Here is a 21,500-nt window from a genome sequence, read left to right as displayed (position 1 = left end):
ATTTTTGCATATGCAATAAACAATAAAGAAGTCTTTATAAAAAATGGTGTTTTTTTTCAGGAAGGTGATTTTAGCTTATCAAAAATCGAAAATTTGGACATATCAAAAGAGAGCTGATATTTTGAAATTGAAAGAGCAAGTGTTTTGGTATTTTTAAAGGTAAGGAGCATCATCTTTGTAAAATGAAAGCTGGTGTTCGTTGCAGCGGGGCTAGATTGATAAAGTTATTGCAGCGTTTGTTTCTATAAGATAGACACGAGTTATCTGTGAATACATATTGTTGCTAGAGAAAAACATGTCATCAAAACAAGAAAAAACCAAAGCCCGCTTACCCCGTGGCTTTGTTGATCGTACAAGCACACAGCTGTATGCAACTGAAACAATGATTGCGAAAATTCGTGAAGTGTATGAACTTTATGGTTTTGAAGCGCTTGAAACACCAATTTTTGAATATACAGATGTATTGGGAAAATTTTTACCGGATTCAGATCGTCCAAATGCGGGTGTTTTTTCGCTACAAGATGATGATGAACAATGGATGTCTTTGCGCTATGATCTTACCGCATCTCTTGCTCGTTATTTTGCAGAGAATTTTGAAATTTTGCCAAAACCTTATCGCAGTTATCGTTTTGGTTTTGTTTTTCGAAATGAAAAACCCGGCCCAGGGAGATTTCGGCAATTTATGCAGTTTGATGCTGATATTGTTGGGGCACCGACCGTGGCAGCTGATGCTGAAATTTGTATGATGGCAGTAGACAGCTTAGAAAAACTAGGATTTCAGCATTATGAATACGCCATTCGTCTTAATAATCGAAAAATTCTAGATTGCGTTTTAGAGAAAATTGGTTTGGGGGGAAATGAGCAGGCTGAAAAGCGTTTAACTGTCTTAAGAGCAATTGATAAATTGGATAAATTTGGTTTTGAAGGTGTGCGTTTGCTGCTGGGACAGGGGCGTTTGGATGAAAGTGGTGATTTTACAAAAGGAGCGGAGCTTAAGGACAAAGAGATTGATTGTATTCTTGCCTTAGTCGCTGCTGGAGCTGAAACAGCAGAAGAAACGTTTGAGGCTCTTAAAAAAGTGGTTGGTGATCATGCTCAAGGACTTGAAGGAATTCGTGAACTTGAGGAAATGCAAGCAATTTTTGCTGCAAATGGCACTCATAATCGTATCAAGATTGATCCATCGGTGGTGCGGGGATTGGAGTATTACACAGGTCCTGTTTTTGAGGCTACATTGCTTTTTGATGTTTTTAATGATGATGGACAAAAGGTTGTCTTTGGCTCTGTTGGTGGCGGTGGGCGTTATGATGGGTTGGTGGCTCGCTTTCGTGGGGAAAATATTCCGGCAACAGGGTTTTCAATTGGGGTTTCACGCTTGATTGCTGCTTTGCAGAATCTTGGAAAGTTGCCTATGAAGGATGCTACTGGGCCAGTTGTGGTGCTGATGATGGATAAAGAGGTAGAGGCTGTTTCCGGTTATCAAAAAATGGTGATGCAGTTGCGTAATGCGGGAATTCCTGCTGAACTTTATTTGGGAGCATCGGGGATTAAAGCGCAGATGAAATATGCGGATCGGCGTCAAGCACCTTGTGTGGTGATTCAAGGATCACGAGAACGCGAGAGCAAAAAAATACAGATCAAAGATTTAATTGAGGGGGCGCGGTTGTCTCATGAAATTAAGGATAACCAAACGTGGCGCGAAAGTCGGCCTGCACAAATAACGGTTGATGAAGAACAATTGGTTAAAGCCGTACAAGATATTTTAGCAACCCAAAGGCGGTCATGGTAAAAGTTTTTATAGAAGCTATTGTCTGAAATATTTTGGAAATTTGAGATCCAATTTTTAACATCTGCAATTTTCTTGTTTGCGTACGCTTGTAGCACGCATTCAAAATCGAATTTTTTGAGCGCATGCACCATAAAAGAGATAAAAAAAGCTCTATTCAATATAGAACGTTTTTTTCTGAAGATGCGGTGTACATCTTCATGATCAAAAGATACTGGGAGAAGTTAAGGATTGAATGTAAAGCCGTTTTAAAAGTTTATAAAAATATTAGTTAAACTTTGAATTTGCATCCATTGGTATTAAATCTTTTAGTGTTCTCTTGTCGATAGTACAAAATCTAGCATTATTGAAAAATGAGGGAGAAACAGAGCGCTTTATCCTAAAAAAATTTTAAGTTTCAGAAAATAATGAAATAATTTAAATCAAACAATGTTTACAGGAAAATATTAGGGTAAATTGTAAGATGCTATAATGGCAACGGATTAATAATATGCGTTTTTTCATAAAATCAACGCGTTAATGGAGAAATAAAATGCTCAAATACGTACCCTGCTCTATGAAAGGAATCTCTTTACTCTTGAAAGACCTGAGGATATTGGAAAATTATTTCGGCCTCTTCCTTCAAACTTTGGATTTGAATATCTTCCCAAAATCGCGCTTTTAGGAGTGTTTGATATCCGATAGTTGGCTTATAATCCCGGAGCTTTCGTTTATTGGGATAAAAAATTTTTGTTCTGTTGTTGCAAGTGGGAAAAACGTTAGAGAAGCATGAAGTGGATTTATGATTTTATCAGGTAACCTGAGATCACGATTTTTAAAGGGGGGTTATCTACCCTATTCTTAATGAATTTTTGACCTGTGATTTTTTAACTAAAGAACCAAAATACCTTAGTTTTGAAACTATTAAAGAAGCTATTGGGGAATTAGAATATGACAAAATTTTGGTGAAGGGGACAAAAAATATTGTTATTTCATTAATCCAGATATTTTTGAGCTTGCCAGACGTTATGAATACTCTGAGTGCGACGAAGATGATGATTAAAGAAATGGATGCGATATTTATGACAGAACATTCGAAGAAAAGATTATTTTAGCAGTTATTTTTTCGACTTAAAAAGGGATCTTAACTCTTAGAGACAATGATTTTAGAAAATAAAATTGAGAACGAATAATACTCAGAACCGCATCAAAAGTGATTTTTTGATGAGAGGTGGATGAAACTGTTATTATGGGCGTTTGTTTTTGAGTCGACATAATAACTCTTTAATGTCCATGATGATGAATGTTTTTCTTTAGCATTCATGAGGATGGGTTGTTATCTTTGGATTTATTGGTGGGGATTGGTATTATGAGGGTTTTGTTGTTTGCTTTTTGTGATAAAATGTCTCATTTGCATTTTTTGCACTCAAAAATTTATAAAAGATAAACGGCACAAATTTCTCTTCTTAAAAAGAATTTATGCCGTGAATTTTGTGTTATTTAAATGTGTGAATTAGGTTTAGAGCTGGCCTTTTAAAGCTTTTAAAACATTTTGTGGTGAAGAAATTTCGTAAGGATCTGTTGTGCAATTGTCTGAATAGCCTTTTTCTTCGAACCATTGTTCAATTACACCATCATTAATGACAGCAGCATAACGCCATGAGCGCATTCCAAAACCGACATTGTCTTTTGCAACAAGCATACCCATTTTTCGAGTAAATTCACCGGATCCGTCAGGAATTAATTTCACGTTTTTAATATTTTGCGCTTGTCCCCAAGCGTTCATGACAAAAGCATCATTGACGGAAAGGCAATAAATTTCATCAATGTTGACTTTTTTAAATTCATCATAGAGTTTTTCAAAATCAGGAAGCTGAAAAGTTGAGCAAGTAGGGGTAAAGGCTCCAGGAAGAGAAAAAAGAACAACCCGCTTTCCTTTAAAGTACGTATCGCTGTTAATCTCTTGCCACCGATAAGGATTATCTCCATCAACTTGGTCATCACGTACGCGTGTGTGAAAAGTGACATCTGGAACTTTTTTTCTCATCATAATTATGCTCCTATATTTTTTGGGAGTGGTGTTTTAAAATAGTATTTGTGTTTAAAAGCGTGTTGGAGAGTGCATTTTAAACCATCGTATATTTGATAGTTTTGCAAGTATTTTGTTCTTGCGTCAAGTACAATTAATTGTTTGATGGGCGTGCACCCTAAAATCAAACAAAGTTATATAAAGGCGTTACCATGACTATAACGACAGTTTTGACAACGGCGTTTTTGGATCAAAAACTGGGAACATCTGGTTTGCGCAAAAAGGTATCAGTTTTTCAGCAGCCCCATTATGTCGAAAATTTCATCCAATCTATTTTTAACAGTGCTGGATCTTTTGAGGGAAAATTGCTTATTCTTGGGGGTGATGGACGCACTTTCAATAGTACCTTGATTCAGCTTGTGTTAAAAATGGCTGCTGCCAATGGTGTTGCACGCGTTAAAGTGGGAAGAGATGGTATTCTCTCTACACCTGCTGTCTCGCATCTTATTCGAAAATATCATGCCTATGGTGGATTTATTCTTTCAGCTAGTCACAATCCTGGAGGACCAGATGGGGATTGTGGCATCAAATACAATATTTCCAATGGCGGACCTGCTCCTGATTCTCTGTGTGAAGCCATTTTTGCAACATCAAAGCGCCTTTCTTTTTATAAGATTGTTGAAGCTCCAGATATTGATTTAAGTAAGCAAGGCACGACCTTTGTAGGGGCTATGCAAGTAGAGGTTATTGATCCTGTCACGGATTATGTAGCTCTGATGCAGGAGATTTTTGACTTTGACTGTATTGTTAAGGCTGTTGCAGAAGGGTTAACTTTGCGCTTTGACGCAATGCATGCAGTAACAGGTCCTTATGCACATGAAATTTTTGAAAAATGTTTAAAATTCTCTGAAGGAACAGTCGTTAATAGCATTCCTTTGCAAAATTTTGGAGGAAAGCATCCGGATCCAAATTTGGTTTATGCCAAGGAACTTTATGATTTGTTAATGTCTGATCAAGCTCCTGATCTTGGCGCTGCATCTGATGGCGACGGGGATCGGAATCTCATTATCGGTCGCAAACAATTTGTAACGCCTTCTGATTCTTTGGCTATTATGGCAGACAATGCTCATCTGATTAAAGGGTATCGACAAGGTATTGCGGGTATTGCTCGTTCTATGCCCACGGGACGTGCTGCTGATCTCGTTGCTGCTAAAAAAGGATTGAATTGTTTTGAGACACCAACGGGGTGGAAGTTTTTTGGAACGCTTTTGGATGCTGGAAAGGTCACATTTTGTGGTGAAGAAAGCTTTGGAACGGGCTCTCATCACATCCGCGAAAAAGATGGTTTATGGGCTATTTTGTTCTGGTTAAATCTTTTGGCAGTGACAGGGAAAACTGTCGCACAAATTGTTAAACAGCATTGGCATACCTATGGGCGTTTTTACACCTTACGGTATGATTATGAAGAAATAGAGGTAGATAAAGCTTGTGCGATTATCGAGCAATTGCGAGCGCATTTACCAAAAATTGGAATGGAAATTGCTGGACTTAAGGTCGAAAAAGCAGACGATTTTAGTTATCATGATCCCGTTGATCAAAGTATCAGTACGGGACAGGGAATACGCATTTTTTTTGAGAAAGGAGCACGGCTCGTGGTACGCTTATCGGGAACAGGGACGATGGGTGCTACCTTACGACTTTATTTTGAGCAGTATGAAGGAACCCCATGTAAACACAATCAAGATCCACAAAAAGTTCTTCAACCTTTACAAAAAGCAGCGCTGCAATTGTTAAATATACAGCAAAATTTGGGGCGCGAAAAACCCGATGTTATTACATAAAAAGCTGCGCAATAGGTGGCGTTTAACCTTTTAAATACTAAAAATATCGAACCGCGAATGGTTCGATATTTTTGTTGTCTGTTTTAAAAATGTTTACATCTCATTTCTTATTGCGGGGAAATCATCTTTTTGGGATCAACAAGTCGGTCGTAATCAGCACCAGAAACTCCAGCTTTCATTGCTTCAGCACGCAGAGTTGTATCATTTTTATGCGCCGCCTTGGCAATTTCAGTAGCTTTTTCATAGCCAATTTCTGGTGCAAGAGCTGTCACTAACATGAGAGAGCGTTCCATAAGAGAGTGAATGTGGATCCTATTGGCGCGTAATCCTTGGATGCAGTGTTCATCAAAAGAGCGCATACAATCACCAAGAAGTGTAATCGACTGCAAAACATTATAACCAATAACAGGCTTGTAAACATTGAGTTCAAAATGCCCTTGGCTTGCGGCAAATGTTATGCTGGTATGATTGCCAAAAACTTGGCATGCGACCATGGTTAAGGCTTCACATTGCGTGGGGTTGACTTTGCCTGGCATAATGGAAGATCCGGGTTCGTTTTCTGGAAGACTTAGTTCTCCTAATCCTGAGCGAGGGCCTGATCCCAAAAATCGTACGTCATTGGCAAATTTGAACAGATCAGCTGCTAATGCATTCAAACTTCCATGGAAATGGGCAAGGGCTCCATGATGGGCGAGTGCTTCAAATTTATTTCTAGCGGTTTGGAATGTTATCCCTGTGAGAGTGCTGATTGTTTCGGCAAAGGCAACATCAAAACCTTTTGGTGCATTGAGCCCTGTTCCAACGGCTGTGCCACCTTGAGCAAGCATTTGGACGTCGGTTAGAGCATTTTCAATGCGTTGGTGGTTAGCTTCTAATGCGGCACGATAACCTGAAAATTCTTGCCCTAAGGTCAAAGGTGTCGCATCTTGTGTATGCGTGCGGCCGATTTTAATTATATCTGCAAATTCTTGCTCTTTTTGTTTTAATGTAGCGATAAGAGATTCAAGAATTGGCAGTAAGTGTTGGCGTGTTTGCAGCGTGGTGGCAATGTGAAGCGCTGTAGGAAAGGAATCGTTTGATGATTGACTCATATTGACATGGTCATTGGGGTGAACTGGTTTTTTACTGCCAAGTTTTCCTCCCAAAATCTTACTGGCACGATTGGCAATAACTTCATTGATATTCATATTGCTTTGTGTGCCAGAACCTGTTTGCCAGACGGAGAGGGGAAAATGCGTATCAAAATCGCCAGCAAGTACTTCATCAGCCGCTGCAATAATTGCTTTCCCAATGTTTTGTGGGAGCTTTCCTTTGTCCATATTTACAGTAGCTGCAGCTTTTTTGATAAGGCTTAAGGCATAGATGATGGCAAGAGGTTGTTTTTCTGTGCCAATATTAAAATTATGCAGAGAACGTTCCGTTTGTGCGCCCCAATAACGATCTTGACGCACAGAAATCGTTCCAAAGCTATCAGTTTCCTGACGTGTTTCAACCATGGTAAAATCCTTTTATGTTACGGGTGTCATTAAACAACTAGATAACGCAAAATAGAAAACAGAGGCAAGACTTTGAGGTTTTTTAAGAAAAATTATTTTAGAGACAATCCTTGACATTGGGGAGTGGTAATTTTATATTCTAGCTGCTGTTAGCACTTGTGGTTAAAGAGTGCTAGCAAGGACTTAAGATTAATTCGATTATATTAAGTTTTAAGGATTTTGAACATGGCTAATATACAATTCCGCCCACTTCACGATCGTGTCGTTGTTCGTCGGGTTGAATCTGAAAATAAAACTGCTGGTGGGATTATTATCCCTGATACTGCAAAAGAAAAACCTCAAGAGGGTGAAATTATTGCTGTTGGCAATGGCGCTCTTGATGATAACGGAAGGCGTGTGCCTTTAGAAGTAAAGGTAGGAGACCGTATCCTCTTTGGAAAATGGTCTGGAACCGAAGTAAAAATTAATGGGGAAGATCTCCTCATCATGAAGGAATCTGACGTTATGGGAATTCTGGGATAATTCAGAGTCTCAATATTTTCATTTTGTATTATTTAGGACAAAACTCCAAGGAGAAATTAAATGGCTGCTAAAGAAGTCAAATTTGGCCGTGAAGCGCGTGAGCGTTTGTTACGCGGCGTTGATATCCTTGCTAATGCTGTTAAGGTAACACTCGGCCCTAAAGGTCGTAATGTGGTGATTGACAAATCATTTGGTGCGCCTCGCATTACAAAAGATGGTGTATCCGTTGCAAAGGAAATTGAACTCGAAGATAAGTTTGAAAACATGGGCGCGCAAATGTTGCGCGAAGTTGCTTCTAAAACAAATGATATTGCTGGTGATGGAACAACAACTGCAACTGTTTTGGGGCAGGCTATCGTGCAAGAAGGTGTAAAAGCCGTTGCTGCGGGCATGAACCCAATGGATCTCAAACGTGGAATTGATGCTGCTGTTGATGAAGTGGTGGCAAATCTCTTCAAAAAAGCAAAAAAAATTCAAACTTCAGCAGAAATTGCACAAGTGGGAACAATTTCCGCTAATGGTGCTGCAGAAATCGGCAAAATGATCGCTGATGCCATGGAAAAAGTCGGAAATGAAGGCGTTATTACTGTGGAAGAAGCAAAAACTGCTGAAACGGAATTGGAAGTCGTTGAAGGAATGCAGTTCGACCGTGGATATCTTTCTCCTTACTTTGTGACGAATGCTGAGAAAATGGTCGCTGATCTTGATGATCCTTACATTCTCATTCACGAAAAGAAATTGTCTAATCTACAATCATTACTTCCAGTGCTGGAAGCTGTTGTTCAGTCCGGAAAACCACTTCTCATTATCGCTGAAGATGTGGAAGGTGAGGCTTTGGCAACGCTTGTGGTCAATAAATTGCGCGGTGGTTTGAAAATTGCTGCTGTGAAAGCCCCAGGATTTGGTGATCGCCGTAAAGCTATGTTAGAAGATATTGCTATCTTGACATCGGGTCAGGTCATTTCTGAAGATGTTGGTATTAAATTAGAAAATGTCACTTTGGATATGCTTGGTCGGGCAAAGAAAGTCAATATTTCTAAAGAAAATACGACAATTATTGATGGTGCTGGACAAAAAGCTGAAATTAATGCACGCGTAAATCAGATTAAAGCTCAGATTGAGGAAACAACCTCTGATTATGATCGTGAAAAATTGCAAGAAAGACTTGCTAAACTCGCTGGTGGTGTTGCTGTTATTCGTGTGGGTGGTGCTACAGAAGTTGAAGTTAAAGAAAAGAAAGATCGTGTAGATGATGCCTTGAATGCAACACGTGCTGCTGTGGAAGAAGGTATTGTTGCTGGTGGTGGAACCGCATTGTTGCGTGCTGCAAATGCGTTGACTGTTAAAGGAAATAATCCTGACCAAGAAGCTGGTATCAATATTGTTCGCCGTGCGCTACAAGCACCAGCACGCCAAATTGCGACAAATGCCGGTGAAGAAGCAGCGATTATTGTGGGCAAGGTGTTGGAAAATAATGCAGACACATTTGGTTACAATACCGCAACAGGTGAATTTGGTGATTTGATTGCTTTGGGAATTGTTGATCCAGTGAAGGTTGTGCGTTCTGCTCTTCAGAATGCTGCTTCAATTGCGAGCCTTCTTATCACAACAGAAGCGATGGTTGCTGAAACTCCAAAGAAAGACACTCCAATGCCTCCTATGCCTGGCGGCGGAATGGGTGGAATGGGTGGAATGGATTTTTAAGCCCTTTCATGAAGGCACAAAAAACGGGTCAAGTAGACCCGTTTTTTTTTATGATTTTACCGTTTAGAAGCATAACTGGTTAATTTGGTGATTTGATTGCTTTGGGAATTGTTGATCCAGTGAAGGTTGTGCGTTCTGCTCTTCAGAATGCTGCTTCAATTGCGAGCCTTCTTATCACAACAGAAGCGATGGTTGCTGAAACTCCAAAGAAAGACACTCCAATGCCTCCTATGCCTGGCGGCGGAATCGGTGGAATGGGTGGAATGGATTTTTAAGCCCTTTCATGAAGGTAAAAAGAAACGGATAAAGAGGATCTGTTTTTATATGGTTTCTTCTCTTGTGTGCGGTTGCAATGTTCCCTTCCTGTGTTAACAAATCGTTCTCTTTCTTTATGCATTTTTTGTTTAAAAGTGCCTTTTAAGGATGTTTTGTATTGGCATTTTGCAAAATTTCCCCTTTGTTTTTTGTGGGACAATTTTAATTTCTACAAATTCTAGAGAAAAGGCTATGCTAGTATTTTGCTTTAGCAATGGACAATGGGGATGTTTTGCTCTATGGCCGTTCATAGAGGTGATTGTTTTTGAATAAAAGAGGGAAATGCATGAGCCAATATCCTAAATGTCCTCACTGTGGTGGTCTTTATACTTATGAAGAGGGGGAAAATTTTATATGTCCTGAATGTGCGCATGAGTGGCCACAAAAGAGTGAAGATTCTTTTGCTTCTGACATTGTTTATGATGCTAATGGTCAGGTTTTGACAAATGGGGATAGCGTTATGGTAGTGAAAGATCTTAAAATAAAAGGTGCGGCTTCGGTTCTCAAAAGTGGTACTAAAGTAAAAAATATTCGCCTTGTGGAGGGGGATCATAATATTGATTGTAAGATTCCTGGGATTGGTCAAATTGGTTTAAAATCTGAATTCGTTAAAAAGATTTAGTTTGTATACAGTTTAAGAATTTTTTTTGTTTGTTAGAGCGCATTTGTTTGAGATGAAGGTAGGAGTGTGGTCAAGGATTTCTTTCATTCCTTTAAAATTTTCTGAGAAAGGTATTTTTGTAACGGCGTGAAGAAATGGGGTGCATTACTGTAATTCAATCTGTATGACATTGCTTTGTGGAGAATAAGTTATTCCGTATTTTCTGTGTTTTTTTGTGGTCTTTATAGGATGGAGTAATATGGTTTGTGTTTTGTGAAAATGATTTGGTTTTGTGGTAGCGCGGGAATGCTCTTTTTGCAGTTGCGTTTATTTATCGGTACGTTGATCTCATTTTTGTTGCGGCATCGCTTCAACACCTAAAACTTCTGGAATAAAATGTCGTAACAGATTTTCAATCCCATTTTTTAATGTCGCAGTAGAGGAAGGACATCCGGCGCATGCTCCCCGCATATTGAGGTAAACAATACCGTTTTCAAAACCGCGAAAGGTAATATCTCCCCCATCATTGGCAACGGCTGGGCGAACACGAGTTTCAAGAAGTTCTTTAATTGTTAAAACAATATCAGCATCCTTTTCATCATAAAACTCTTCTAAAAGAGTATGGGATTGCGCTTGTGCTGAGGTGTCGGTAATGACAACGGGATCTCCAGACAGAAAATGTTCCATAATTGTGCCTAAAATGACCGGTTTAAGATGTTGCCACTCTCCATCTTTTTTGCTTACAGTGATGAAATCATAACCCAAAAAAACACCATTGACATTGGGAATATTAAACAGTTTGGTAGCTAGAGGCGAATTTTTAGCAGCCTCTTCATGGTTACGAAATTCTAATACGCCTTCGGAAAGAACTACACGACCTGGTAAGAATTTCAGTGTTGCAGGGTTTGGCGTGGTTTCAGTTTGGATAAACATATACTCTCCTTTTGTCGTAGGGAATGAGGAAGACCTTTGCGCTCCTCTTGTTTTTAAGCAATAGATTCAATATCGTCATCAGCAATATTGCTTGGAATGATAGTGACAGGAGTTGAAAAACCTGTATCCCGATTGCTAATGAGTTGGATAAGTGGCCCTGGCCCTTCTGCGTGTTCACTGGCTGCTAAAACAATGAGTGCAATTTCCTTATCTTCCTCAATGAGTTTAGAGATTTCATCAACTTTTTCACCTTCACGTATAATGATTTTTGTTTTCAAAGCATGTGTTGTGCGTACATCATGCGCAATTTCTCGCAATACTTTATGGGCACTTTGCGTTGATTCTGTGCGCATAACGTTATTGACACCTAGGAAATGTTGAAATTCTATACTATCCACAACACAGAGCAATATCAATGTTCTCTTGGTATTTTTGGCATGCTGTGCGGCAAAAGCAACAGCACGTCGACACTCTGGTGTTTCATCAATAATGACCAAAATTTTTTTCTTGCGATTTGTTTTGGGATTTTTTCGCTTAGAAACCATGTTTTTTCTCTACACTCTTTACAGTTAAAGTGTTATTGTTTCATGTATCTGGCAGAAATCCAACGATTTTACGGATTTTTTTCATATTTTTTTCTGCTAATGCACTGGCACGCTCTGCACCATCGCGCAAAACAGAGTCAATATAAGCGCTTTCTTGATGCAGCCGGCGGAGCTCTTGTGTTATGGGGGCAAGTTTATGAACGGCAAGGTCTGCTAAGGCCGTTTTAAAAAGCGAAAATGGTTGCCCTGAAAATTCTGAAAGCGCTTTTTCTTTACTCACTTGTGCAAAGATTGCGTAAATACCAAGAAGATTGTCGATCTCTGGTCGTTCTTCTAGGGCTTTCAGTGTGTCGGGAAGAGGAGCAGAATCTGTTTTCGCTTTGCGTATTTTTTTAGCAATAAGGTCAGCATCATCGGTCAAATTAAGGCGCGAAAAATCTGAAGGATCTGATTTCGACATTTTTTTTGTGCCATCGCGCAACGACATAATGCGTGTAGCTGTTTTCCCAATCAGTGCTTCTGGCATTGGAAAAAAAACCTGTTTTTTTTCTTTACCTATTTGCATCGAAACACCAAAATTTAAATCTGCAATACGGTGAGAATAGTCGTTATTGAATTTTTGCGCAATATCTCGTGTGAGTTCAACATGCTGCTTTTGATCGTCACCAACTGGAACATGGGTGGCACGATAGAGTAAAATATCAGCAGCCATAAGACTTGGGTAGGCAAAAAGCCCAAGGGATACCTTTTCGCGATCTTTTCCTGCTTTATCTTTAAATTGCGTCATGCGTTGGAGCCAACCAATACGAGCGATACAATTTAAAATCCATGCAAGTTCAGCATGTTGAAAAACCCGAGACTGATTGAAAATAATGTGTTTTTTAGGATCAATACCGGCAGCTAAAAAGACTGCTGTAACTGCTCTGGTTGATTCAGTTAAAGTAATCGGATCTGGATTCACTGTGAGTGCATGCATATCGACAACACAATAGAGGCAATTATAGGATGTTTGCAGTTCAACCCAATGCTTGATAGCTCCAAGATAATTGCCAAGATGTAGGTTACCACTCGGTTGTACGCCAGAAAATACAAGCGGTGTGAAGGTGCCCATAGTAGAGTTCTTTCTTAAAATAAGGTTATTTGTTTTGTGTTTTGTGACAAAGCATCTTTTTGAAAGCAAGATAAAATATTATAGGTGTTTTTTAAATTTTTTGAGGGTGAGGAAAAAGGAACGCGTGTCAAGTAAAAAATAGGCACTAAAATATACAAAGAATATAACAAACATGATCCCTATCAAGGTGCTTGCACGTAAGAAAAACGATGCCTGTGAGGATAAAGGGAAAGACAAAAAAACAAGGATATCAAGCAGATAATGAAGAGTCATTGCACTCAAAATTGTAACGATGATTAGGCATATAATATGTTTTACTAGTCGTGTATCGTATTTCCAATAGCCGCGCTTGATGAGTGCACTACAAAGCAATAGTGTGTTGACCCACCCAGAGGTAATTTCGGCAATGACAATGCCTCGCGCTGAGAACATTGGGAATAATGTTAATGCAAGACTGATGTTGATGAAAACGCAAATGCCGGTGAAAATCATCGGTGTTTTTGTATCTTCATGGGCAAAAAAATTAGGAATCAATACCTTAATAAGGACAAAAGCTGGAAGTCCTAGACCATAAAGTTTAAGCAACTCTGCAACATGGTGTGTTGACTCATTGGTAAATTGTCCGCGTTCAAAAAGCAAACTGACAATGGGGGTGGAGAGTAGCAAAAAAGCAACGGATGCGGGTAATGTTAACAAAAGGGTGAGTTCAAGAGAGCGGTTTTGCAACTTATTGCTTTCTTTGTCCTTTTTACTGCGTAGAGCTTTGGTCAATTCTGGCAAAAGAATTGTTGCAACGGCAATTGCTATTACCCCTAGTGGCAATTGGTAAAGGCGATCAGCATACATTAAAGAGGATACGGCACCCGATTGGCTGGAAGCAATATTGGTGTTGATTAACAAATTGATTTGCGTAATTCCTCCCGTGATAGCGGCAGGGAACGCTAAAGTTAAAAGCTTACGAACATTGGGACTGAAATGGGGGCGGCGGAGGAAAATTTTCATTCCACTTCGACGCAAAGCGACAGCAATGAGGGCAAGTTGGAGAATGCCTGCTGCTAAGACACCCCAAGAAAGATTTAGGCCGATATGCCAAGCATCAAGCTGATAGATCCAAGCATAAGAAAGTATACATATGAGAATAATATTCAAAAAGAGGGGAGCTATGGCCGCAATAAAATAGCGCCGTAATGCATTCAACATCCCTCCCATCATTGCTGCTAAAGACATGCAGGTTAAATAGGGAAACATGATTGCTGTAAAATGAATTGTCGCGTTAAATTTTGTTGTATCCTCTGTAAAACCGGGCGCAATGATTGTTCGCACTAAAAAAGGCATACTTAATTCCATGGCAATGGTTAAAAGTAATAATACCGAAAAGAGAACACCAAAAATCTCTTCTGCAAATTTGCAGGCGGACTCTCCACCATCTTCAGTAATTTTTTTTGAAAAAAGAGGAACAAAAGCTGCATTAAAGGCGCCCTCAGCAAAAAAACGGCGAAATGTATTGGGAAAACGAAACGCAGCATTGAATGCATCAGAAACAGAACCAGTTCCAAGAGCTGCTGCCATCAGCATTTCACGTACAAAGCCAAAAATACGGCTCATGAGGGTTCCAGAAGCAACAGTTGCAAATTTTTTAATCAGAGGCATGAAGGTATATCAGGTTTGTCATGAGTAAAAGCTCTCTTAGAACATAAAAAACTGACTACTATATTAATAAAATAATACATTTTCCGAATATTTTACGGTAGAGTTTATTCTTCTGTCAACAAGAGTGTATGAAAAGTTTGGAATTATACTCGTTTCTTTCGCATTACAGCTTTTATTGCTCTCATAAAATATCCCTTTTTCTCGTAAGAAAGTATATGGGGCTATGTAATGAATAGAAAAAATTGTGGGAAATTGAGCGAGTTAATAGCGCCTGTATTTGCAATCCCGTTCATTTTTGGGGGATGTTACATTCACGCTGTCTCTTTTCTTTATAGTCTATTGCCGCAGAGCACCTGTTTGCATAGCAAAATATAGCTGATTATTAAATTTCTTTTTTTATACATTAACTTTAAAAAGTACAAATTTGACTTTATAGAATGTTTATAATGGTTAAGTAGTTCAGCTTTTTAGCTTCACTTCTATATTGTAGGATGGAATATTTAAAATTTATAGAAATTGCCTCTATATGCGCTTGAATATACTGCTTATATTTAGGCATATATTGCTCTCACATCTCTTTTTAATATATATTTTTCCACACTTTCTCTCCATCCTTCGATCTTCTCTTTTTTGGGGAAAAATGACCGATGGAAGAAAGGTATCTAAAAGCAATTATCTAGTTTGAGAAAAAGCTAAATAGCTAAATATTTATTGTAGTTTTTACTCGTAAGGGATTTTTTTGAGACAGTCTCACATCACGCTCTTCCTTTTTTTCTTGCTCGTATTTTTCTTTCATTGTCAGGTTACTCATTTCAGAAATTTTTTTTCTATCGCTCGAGGAGGATTTATGTATTTTAGAGGATGTCATGTTAAATTCTGAGAGAGCATTAGATATACGAGTGCTTTTAATACTGTTGTTTATTTTTGCTGTTTGTTTAAAGAGTTTTGCAATTTGTTCTGCTTGATTTACTGATACGTCAAGACTCTCAGCAAGCTTTGTATAATCTTTTTGCTGTATAGCTTTATGCTCGCTTGGTGATAAACGTTCACTGAGTTTTTGGAAATACTCTTTTACGTGGGATTCCAATCCAGGAGAGGTTGATAAAGCTTTTTGCTGTTGTTCTTTTGACAGAGAAAATAGCTCTCTCATTTGTTGATTAGGCATTTCCACTGATTTGTCACAGCGTCTTTGTTCGGCAAAATGATCTTTTAAAATCCTTCTTTCTAAGTCTATGACAGAATTTACATAAAGACAAACATCAACTTCCAAGGAAGAAATACTTTGTTCAGCACGTGCACGCGCTCTATTTTTTACGCCACATATTTCAAAGCCAGAAAGCTTAGCAATAGATCTTACAGATTCATGAATTTGTTCTAAAAATTCGCTTCTGATATTGGGATTGGCATCAATTTTTCTAAGGTTTTCCCCTAAAATATGCGATTTACCATAAACAATTTTGCACAAATCTGCGATCTCTTTTTTACGTTCTTGTATTAATGAATCACTTTGAATTTTATCAACAATTTCCTTTTGTGAGAGAGGTGGCAATATTTTTTCTGGTATAAGAATTTTCTGTGATCTTTGAGAAAATGGTGCTGTAAAAGAAAGGGCATCACCAATTTTTAATCCATTCAGTTGGTTTGGGGAAAGATCCTTTTTATTTCCTAAGACGAGAGTCCCATTAACATCCATCATGAAACCATGTTGTCCACTACCTCTATAAGTACCATGATAGGCATGGCCGTCTTGTGCCACGATAACAGAGCCATAATTGTTTTTACCAAGATCAAGCTTTTTCATTTCATCGATGAATTCACGTAAAATAAGCACTTTTTGGGGATTGGAGATATCCTCAAGTAAATGCTTCATCGGATCTATAGTGCCGTTGTTCATTGCTTGAGTATGAACAAATTCTTCGCGTTTTTTTGTCACAAGAGAAAAGTCTAGATTATGGCCTGCGGCTTGTCCGAGTTTTTCAACAAAAGCTTGTATAGTAGGTGTATTTCCTGCTCTAAAAGGATATGCATGGTGCAAATTGACCATTATTTTAGCTATATGCTCAATAAATTCTTCGCGGGTTAGATCTTTTAAATTATTCTTTTCTGCCAGTGTGTTATCCATTTCATCAAGTTTTTGCTGTATTTCTTTTCCGCCAGCAAAAGGTTTGGTAAATTCCTTTTTTTTAAGCGATGGTGCGCAGGCGGTAGTACCATCTGCAAATTTAAAGGGGATTTCGCGGGACTGACCGGCCCATTCAAACGTATCTTTAAAGAGGCTGTAATGAATATGTTTTAGATATGTGAAATCAAATCGTTTTGGTAAAGGTTCTTTGCGCAACAATTCTTGTGCTTTTTCTACATCATGGGCACATTGCTTTTTAAATGCATATAATTCTTTGATGCCATGCTTATTTTTAAGTACTGCGTGCTCGCTATAAAAAAAATTATCCAATTCTGTGATTTCTTGTGTACGGTTCAGCGTATTAATGACTTCAGGGATTACCGCTTTTTTTTCCTCTTTAAAAGATACAGAATAACTGGCTCGTTTTTTCTTCATGGGTATTCTCTTTCAAAATTTATCTTTAAAAGTTTCTTTATTTTATAGCTTTTTATCTAAAAGCGAATGCTCATGTTATCATACAATTTATCAATGGGTTAAGTAAAATAATAGGGGTGTTTCATCCAATATTATTCCCAACATAACATATTACCACATGGTACGATCTACAAAAACGATCGCACCATGGAAGCAGATTAGCAGCAAAAGCTTAAAGCACGATCATATTGTCATAGATTTTTGACGACTCTGCAGTAGCTGCTCTTTTAAGGATTTTTCTTGTTTGGCAAATTCTACAACACTTTTTGCTTGAATTTTTGTTGTGCTCATTTCAATAAATTTTTCACCATCGCTTGACGTTACAGATTGACGCATATCATATTTATTCTGCCTCGTTATTTCGCGATTCTGCTGTTGAATGGCATCGGAAACTTCTTTGGTTTTTCTAAAGGTTTCTGTAATCTTTCGTGCTTGGCTTACTGATATTCCAAGACTCTCAGCAAGTTTTATATTATTTCCTTCGTTTATGGCTTCATGCTCGCTTGATGATAAACGTTCATTGAGTTTTTGAAAATAAGTCTGTACTTGCGTTTTTAGCTCAAAAGACGTCGATAAAGCTTCTTGCTGTTGTTCTTTTGACAGAGAAAATAGTTTATTCATTTTTTGGCTAGGTATCTCTATAGATTTGGCACAGCGTATTTGTTCGATACAATGGGACTGTAAAATATCTTTTTCTACCTGTTTTAGAGCATACATATACTGGGCAATGGCCTGACATAGGGACAAACAATTGTCTTTGGCATGTTGGCGTGCACTGCTTTTAAGGCCAAATACACCAACACCACGAAGCTTATGAACAGACTGAGGAGATGTTTCAATAAGCCGTGTAAGTTTTTCTCCTTGCTCAAGATCTTCATGTGTTATTGGAATTTTAAAATTTGGAAGTTTGTTTCGTAGAGCATGCTTTTTGCCATAGACAATCTTACACAAAGTTTCGATGTTTTTCTTGCTGTTTTTGACCAATGCGTTATCGTGGACCATTTGAGAAAGTTCTTCGTTGGTAAGGGATGGAATGTTTTCTGTTGGAATGAGTATTTCTTGTGTTTCTTGAGGGAGAGGTGCTGTGAAAGAAAAGTGATCACCAATTTTTAGTGTTTTTACTTGCTCTGGTGAGAGATATTTTTTATTTCCCAAGACGAGAGTCCCATTAACATCTATCATGAAACCATCAGCCCCACTGCCTCTGTAGACACCACGATAAGTATGGCCGTCCTGTGCTACAATAGCAGGACGGTAATTTTTTTCATCAAGCCCAAGCTTTTTCATGTTATTGGTAAATTCACGTAAAATAAGCAATCTGTCTGGATGAGAGATATCTTCAAGGAGGTGCTGTATAGGCTCTAAATTGTTGTTGTTTACTGCTTCAGCACGGATCAATGCCTTGCGTTTTTTTGATACAAGAGAATAATCTAAATTATGGCCTGCGGCTTGTCCAAGTTTTTCAACAAAAAGTTGTATTACGTGTCTATTTCCTTCTCTGAAAGGATTTAAAGAGTATAAATGCAGCATGACTTGAGATGCATGTTCAACGAACTCTTCGCGTGTTAATTTTTGCAAATCATCCTTTCCAAGGAGCATTTCATCTAATTGTTTAAGACCTTGTTGTATTTCTTTGCCGCTAGCAAAAGGTCTTGTGAAATTCTTTTTTTTCAGAGAAGGCATACTCGCAATGCTGCCATTTGGAAATTTGAAGCGTTCATCACGTGTATGTCCGGCCCATTCAAATATCTTGAAAAATATTTGCTTGTGAAGGCTTTTTAGATAGGAAGAATCAATTTTTTCTGGCAAGGGGGCTGCGCGCAATTGCTCCATTATTTCTTTGGTATCGCGAGAATACACTTCAGCAAATGTTTTTTGATTGGTAATATTGTATTTATTTTTATATACTTTGGTTCTGGGATAATAAAAGTGCTTCGCTTCTATTTTCAGCCTTTTTTTGGATTCTGGATCGATTCTGTGTTGAGACTCTTGCAGTTCTATGTGTGTGGTATATGTGGGATCTTGCGCGGTTTCATTTGTCATCGATATTTCCTTTCAAGCTTATTTAATGTCGATGTTCATTTTTTGTAATTTATCAATTTGTTAAGTGAAATAATGGGGGGAAAATAATACTACACACCTCTGTCGTGACACAGTCCATGAAAATGATCACACCAAGAGAATAGATTAATGAGCAAAGCTTAAAGCGTGGTCACACTGCTATAGATTTTGCACGACGCTGCCGACCTTGCTCTTCTAACGTTTTTTCTTGTTTGGCAAATTCTGCAATGTTTTTTGCTTTAGTTGGTGTTGCCATTTTTTCAACAGACTTCTCGTTGTCGCTTGATGCTACAGATTGATGCACATGAAGCTCTCTCTCTTTTCTCATTTCACGATGTTGCTGTTGAATAAAGTCGTTAGCTTCTTTTATTCCCCTTACGGTTGCCGCAATTTCTCCAGCCTGACTTATTGATGTGCCAAGACTCTCAGCAAGTTTTGCATAATGTCTGTTCTCTATAGCTTGATGCTCGTTTGATGATAAGCGTTCATTGAGTTTTAGGAAATACATCTGTACTTGTACTCTTAATTCAGGAGAGCTTGATAAAATTTGTTGTTGTTCCTCTTTGGTCATGAAAAATAGATTGCTTAGCTTTTTACTAGGCACTTCTACTGACTTGGCACAGCGTATTTGTTCGGCAGAATGGGCTGCTAGAATATCCTTTTCTGCTTGTTTGAGAGCATATACATAACCGAGAATGGTGTGACTGAGGGGAAAAAAATTTGCTTCAGCATGTTGGCGTGCACTGCTTTTAAGGCCAAATACACCAACGCCACGAAGCTTATGAACAGACTGAGGAGATGTTTCAATAAGCTGCGCAAGTTTTTCTCCTTGCTCAAGATCGTCATGTGTTATTGGAATTTTAAAATTTGGAAGTTTGTTTCGTAGAGCATGCTTTTTGCCGTAGACAACTTTACACAAAGTTTGGATGTTTTTTAAGCTGTTTTTGACTGATGGACTATTGTAAACCCTTTGAGAAAGTTCATCGTTGGTAAGAGGTGGAACGTTTTCTTTTGGAATAAGCACTTTTTGTGCTTCTCGAGGAAGAGGTGCTGTGAAAGAAAAGTGATCACCAATTTTTAGTGTTTTTACCTGCTCTGGTGGGAGATGTTCTTTATGTCCTATAACGAAAGTCCCATTAACATCCATCATGAAGCCATTATCTCCACTGCCTCTATAGGTACCCTGATAAGTATGGCCATCTTGTGCTACAACAGTGAGACGATAATTGCTTTCATCAAGCCCAAGCTTTTTCATGTTATTGGTAAATTCACTTAAAATAAACAATCTGTCTGGATGGGAGATATCTTCAAGGAGATGCTTTAAAGGTGCTGCATTGTTATTGTTTACTGCTTCAGCACGAGCAAATTCCTGGCGTTTTTTTGTCACAAGAGAGAAATCTAGATCATAGCCTGCGGCTTGTCCAAGTTTTTCAACGAAAAGTCGTATTACGTGTCTATTTCCTTCTCTGAAAGGATTTAAAGAGTACAAATGTGACATGATTTGAGATGCATGTTCAACGAACTCTTCGCGTGTCAATTTTTGCAAATCCTCCTTTTCAAGGAGCATTTCATCTAATTGTTTAAGTCCTCGTTGTATTTCTTTGCCGCTAGCAAAAGGCCTCGTAAAATTCTTATTTTTCAGAAACGGCATACAAGCAATGCTGCCATCTGCAAATTTGAATCGTTCATCACGCGTATGTCCGGCCCATTCAAATGTCTTGGAAAACATTTGTTTGTGAAGGCTTTTTAGATAGGAGGAATCAATTTTTTTTGGCAAGGGAATCGTGTACAGTTGCCCTATTCTTTCCCTTACATCACGAGCACATACATCAGTCAATTCCTTTTGATTGGTAATGTAATATTTGTTTTTATACACCGTGCTATGAGGATAAAAGAAGTTCCGCGCTTCTGTCTTCATTATTTTACGGATTTCTGGATCAAGTCTTCGGTAATACTTTTGTAATTCTTCTTGTGTGAGTGATGCAGAATGGCTAATTTGCTTTTTTTTCATCTGTATTTCCTTTCAAGCTTATTCAATATCAATATTTATTTAAAAGCTTTTTCGGTACATACCTCATCTTGATTTTATAGCTTTTTATTGAAAGGCGAATGCTTATTTATTGTGCAATTTTTTAAAGAGATTAGGACAAAAAAGGGGGATGTTTTGTACAATATTTTTCCTAATATTACACATCACGGCATGGTAAAATTCACCAAAATAATTACACTACGTGTATAAAGTAAAACTCAAAGCTTCAAATACAATCATATTGCTATAGATCTTGTACGACGGTGTTAACCTTTCTATTCTAGCGTTTTCTCTTTTTGTAT

At 38.3% G+C, this 21,500-nt stretch carries 14 protein-coding genes and 1 pseudogene; 6 read left to right on the top strand and 9 right to left on the bottom strand.

Translation table 11 applies throughout. The annotated features are described in order from the left end of the window. Positions 1 to 295 precede the first annotated feature (295 nt). Positions 296 to 1,789 (top strand): histidine--tRNA ligase, encoded by a 1,494-nt coding sequence (gene hisS, locus V4B17_RS05585; protein WP_455479191.1) that lies wholly within the window; start codon positions 296 to 298, stop codon positions 1,787 to 1,789. Between the two features lie 1,495 nt (positions 1,790 to 3,284). Here hisS and V4B17_RS05580 read toward each other — a convergent pair. Further along, on the bottom strand, positions 3,285 to 3,815 hold the full coding sequence (locus tag V4B17_RS05580) for a redoxin family protein (protein ID WP_455479190.1): 531 nt from the start codon (positions 3,813 to 3,815) through the stop codon (positions 3,285 to 3,287). A gap of 191 nt (positions 3,816 to 4,006) precedes the next feature. Between V4B17_RS05580 and V4B17_RS05575 the strand changes: the two genes are divergently transcribed. Beyond that, positions 4,007 to 5,635: an alpha-D-glucose phosphate-specific phosphoglucomutase gene (locus V4B17_RS05575; protein ID WP_455479189.1), complete on the top strand. Its 1,629-nt coding sequence runs from the start codon at positions 4,007 to 4,009 to the stop codon at positions 5,633 to 5,635. A gap of 107 nt (positions 5,636 to 5,742) precedes the next feature. Here V4B17_RS05575 and fumC read toward each other — a convergent pair whose 3' ends face one another. Further along, positions 5,743 to 7,131, bottom strand: a complete 1,389-nt coding sequence (fumC, locus tag V4B17_RS05570; protein ID WP_455479188.1) for a class II fumarate hydratase — start codon at positions 7,129 to 7,131, stop codon at positions 5,743 to 5,745. A gap of 225 nt (positions 7,132 to 7,356) precedes the next feature. On the opposite strand from fumC, the gene groES reads away from it, so the two are divergent. The 4 genes and pseudogenes from groES (at position 7,357) to V4B17_RS05550 (ending at position 10,294) form a co-directional block, all read left to right on the top strand. Beyond that, entirely contained in the window at positions 7,357 to 7,653 is a 297-nt protein-coding gene (groES, locus tag V4B17_RS05565) for a co-chaperone GroES (RefSeq protein WP_455479187.1), read from the top strand. A 60-nt stretch (positions 7,654 to 7,713) separates the two neighbouring features. After that, complete coding sequence (gene groL / locus V4B17_RS05560) at positions 7,714 to 9,357, top strand: chaperonin GroEL (RefSeq protein ID WP_455479186.1); 1,644 nt, start codon at positions 7,714 to 7,716, stop codon at positions 9,355 to 9,357. Between the two features lie 83 nt (positions 9,358 to 9,440). Further along, a pseudogene (gene groEL / locus V4B17_RS05555) lies at positions 9,441 to 9,632 on the top strand (chaperonin GroEL); the annotation flags it as partial. Between the two features lie 326 nt (positions 9,633 to 9,958). Then, a complete protein-coding gene (locus V4B17_RS05550; RefSeq protein ID WP_455479185.1) occupies positions 9,959 to 10,294 on the top strand; it encodes a zinc ribbon domain-containing protein YjdM in 336 nt (111 codons plus the stop codon). Positions 10,295 to 10,621: 327 nt separating this feature from the next. Here the strand turns inward: V4B17_RS05550 and V4B17_RS05545 are convergent, their stop codons facing one another. The 7 genes from V4B17_RS05545 to V4B17_RS05515 form a co-directional block, all read right to left on the bottom strand. Next, positions 10,622 to 11,206 (bottom strand): NifU family protein, encoded by a 585-nt coding sequence (locus tag V4B17_RS05545; protein WP_455479184.1) that lies wholly within the window; start codon positions 11,204 to 11,206, stop codon positions 10,622 to 10,624. A 53-nt stretch (positions 11,207 to 11,259) separates the two neighbouring features. Beyond that, on the bottom strand, positions 11,260 to 11,751 hold the full coding sequence (locus V4B17_RS05540) for a universal stress protein (protein WP_455479183.1): 492 nt from the start codon (positions 11,749 to 11,751) through the stop codon (positions 11,260 to 11,262). Between the two features lie 40 nt (positions 11,752 to 11,791). Beyond that, complete coding sequence (gene trpS / locus V4B17_RS05535) at positions 11,792 to 12,862, bottom strand: tryptophan--tRNA ligase (RefSeq protein ID WP_455479182.1); 1,071 nt, start codon at positions 12,860 to 12,862, stop codon at positions 11,792 to 11,794. 78 nt (positions 12,863 to 12,940) lie between these two features. Next, a complete protein-coding gene (gene murJ, locus V4B17_RS05530; protein ID WP_455479181.1) occupies positions 12,941 to 14,512 on the bottom strand; it encodes a murein biosynthesis integral membrane protein MurJ in 1,572 nt (523 codons plus the stop codon). Positions 14,513 to 15,212: 700 nt separating this feature from the next. Further along, on the bottom strand, positions 15,213 to 17,069 hold the full coding sequence (locus V4B17_RS05525) for a BID domain-containing T4SS effector (protein ID WP_455479180.1): 1,857 nt from the start codon (positions 17,067 to 17,069) through the stop codon (positions 15,213 to 15,215). A gap of 222 nt (positions 17,070 to 17,291) precedes the next feature. Next, entirely contained in the window at positions 17,292 to 19,151 is a 1,860-nt protein-coding gene (locus V4B17_RS05520) for a BID domain-containing T4SS effector (RefSeq protein ID WP_455479179.1), read from the bottom strand. Positions 19,152 to 19,320: 169 nt separating this feature from the next. Then, positions 19,321 to 21,180, bottom strand: coding sequence for a BID domain-containing T4SS effector (locus V4B17_RS05515; protein WP_455479178.1), 1,860 nt, complete (start codon positions 21,178 to 21,180; stop codon positions 19,321 to 19,323). Positions 21,181 to 21,500: the final 320 nt, after the last annotated feature.

The organism is Bartonella sp. B23, from assembly GCF_053793815.1.
The sequence above is the reverse complement of the archived record's forward strand: the minus strand, read 5'-3'. Positions and strand labels throughout refer to the sequence as shown.

Coding starts and splice junctions, on each gene's coding strand:
- hisS (WP_455479191.1), top strand. CDS start 296: ATGTCATCAAAACAAGAAAAAACCAAAGCCCGCTTACCCCGTGGCTTT.
- V4B17_RS05580 (WP_455479190.1), bottom strand. CDS start 3,815: ATGATGAGAAAAAAAGTTCCAGATGTCACTTTTCACACACGCGTACGT.
- V4B17_RS05575 (WP_455479189.1), top strand. CDS start 4,007: ATGACTATAACGACAGTTTTGACAACGGCGTTTTTGGATCAAAAACTG.
- fumC (WP_455479188.1), bottom strand. CDS start 7,131: ATGGTTGAAACACGTCAGGAAACTGATAGCTTTGGAACGATTTCTGTG.
- groES (WP_455479187.1), top strand. CDS start 7,357: ATGGCTAATATACAATTCCGCCCACTTCACGATCGTGTCGTTGTTCGT.
- groL (WP_455479186.1), top strand. CDS start 7,714: ATGGCTGCTAAAGAAGTCAAATTTGGCCGTGAAGCGCGTGAGCGTTTG.
- V4B17_RS05550 (WP_455479185.1), top strand. CDS start 9,959: ATGAGCCAATATCCTAAATGTCCTCACTGTGGTGGTCTTTATACTTAT.
- V4B17_RS05545 (WP_455479184.1), bottom strand. CDS start 11,206: ATGTTTATCCAAACTGAAACCACGCCAAACCCTGCAACACTGAAATTC.
- V4B17_RS05540 (WP_455479183.1), bottom strand. CDS start 11,751: ATGGTTTCTAAGCGAAAAAATCCCAAAACAAATCGCAAGAAAAAAATT.
- trpS (WP_455479182.1), bottom strand. CDS start 12,862: ATGGGCACCTTCACACCGCTTGTATTTTCTGGCGTACAACCGAGTGGT.
- murJ (WP_455479181.1), bottom strand. CDS start 14,512: ATGCCTCTGATTAAAAAATTTGCAACTGTTGCTTCTGGAACCCTCATG.
- V4B17_RS05525 (WP_455479180.1), bottom strand. CDS start 17,069: ATGAAGAAAAAACGAGCCAGTTATTCTGTATCTTTTAAAGAGGAAAAA.
- V4B17_RS05520 (WP_455479179.1), bottom strand. CDS start 19,151: ATGACAAATGAAACCGCGCAAGATCCCACATATACCACACACATAGAA.
- V4B17_RS05515 (WP_455479178.1), bottom strand. CDS start 21,180: ATGAAAAAAAAGCAAATTAGCCATTCTGCATCACTCACACAAGAAGAA.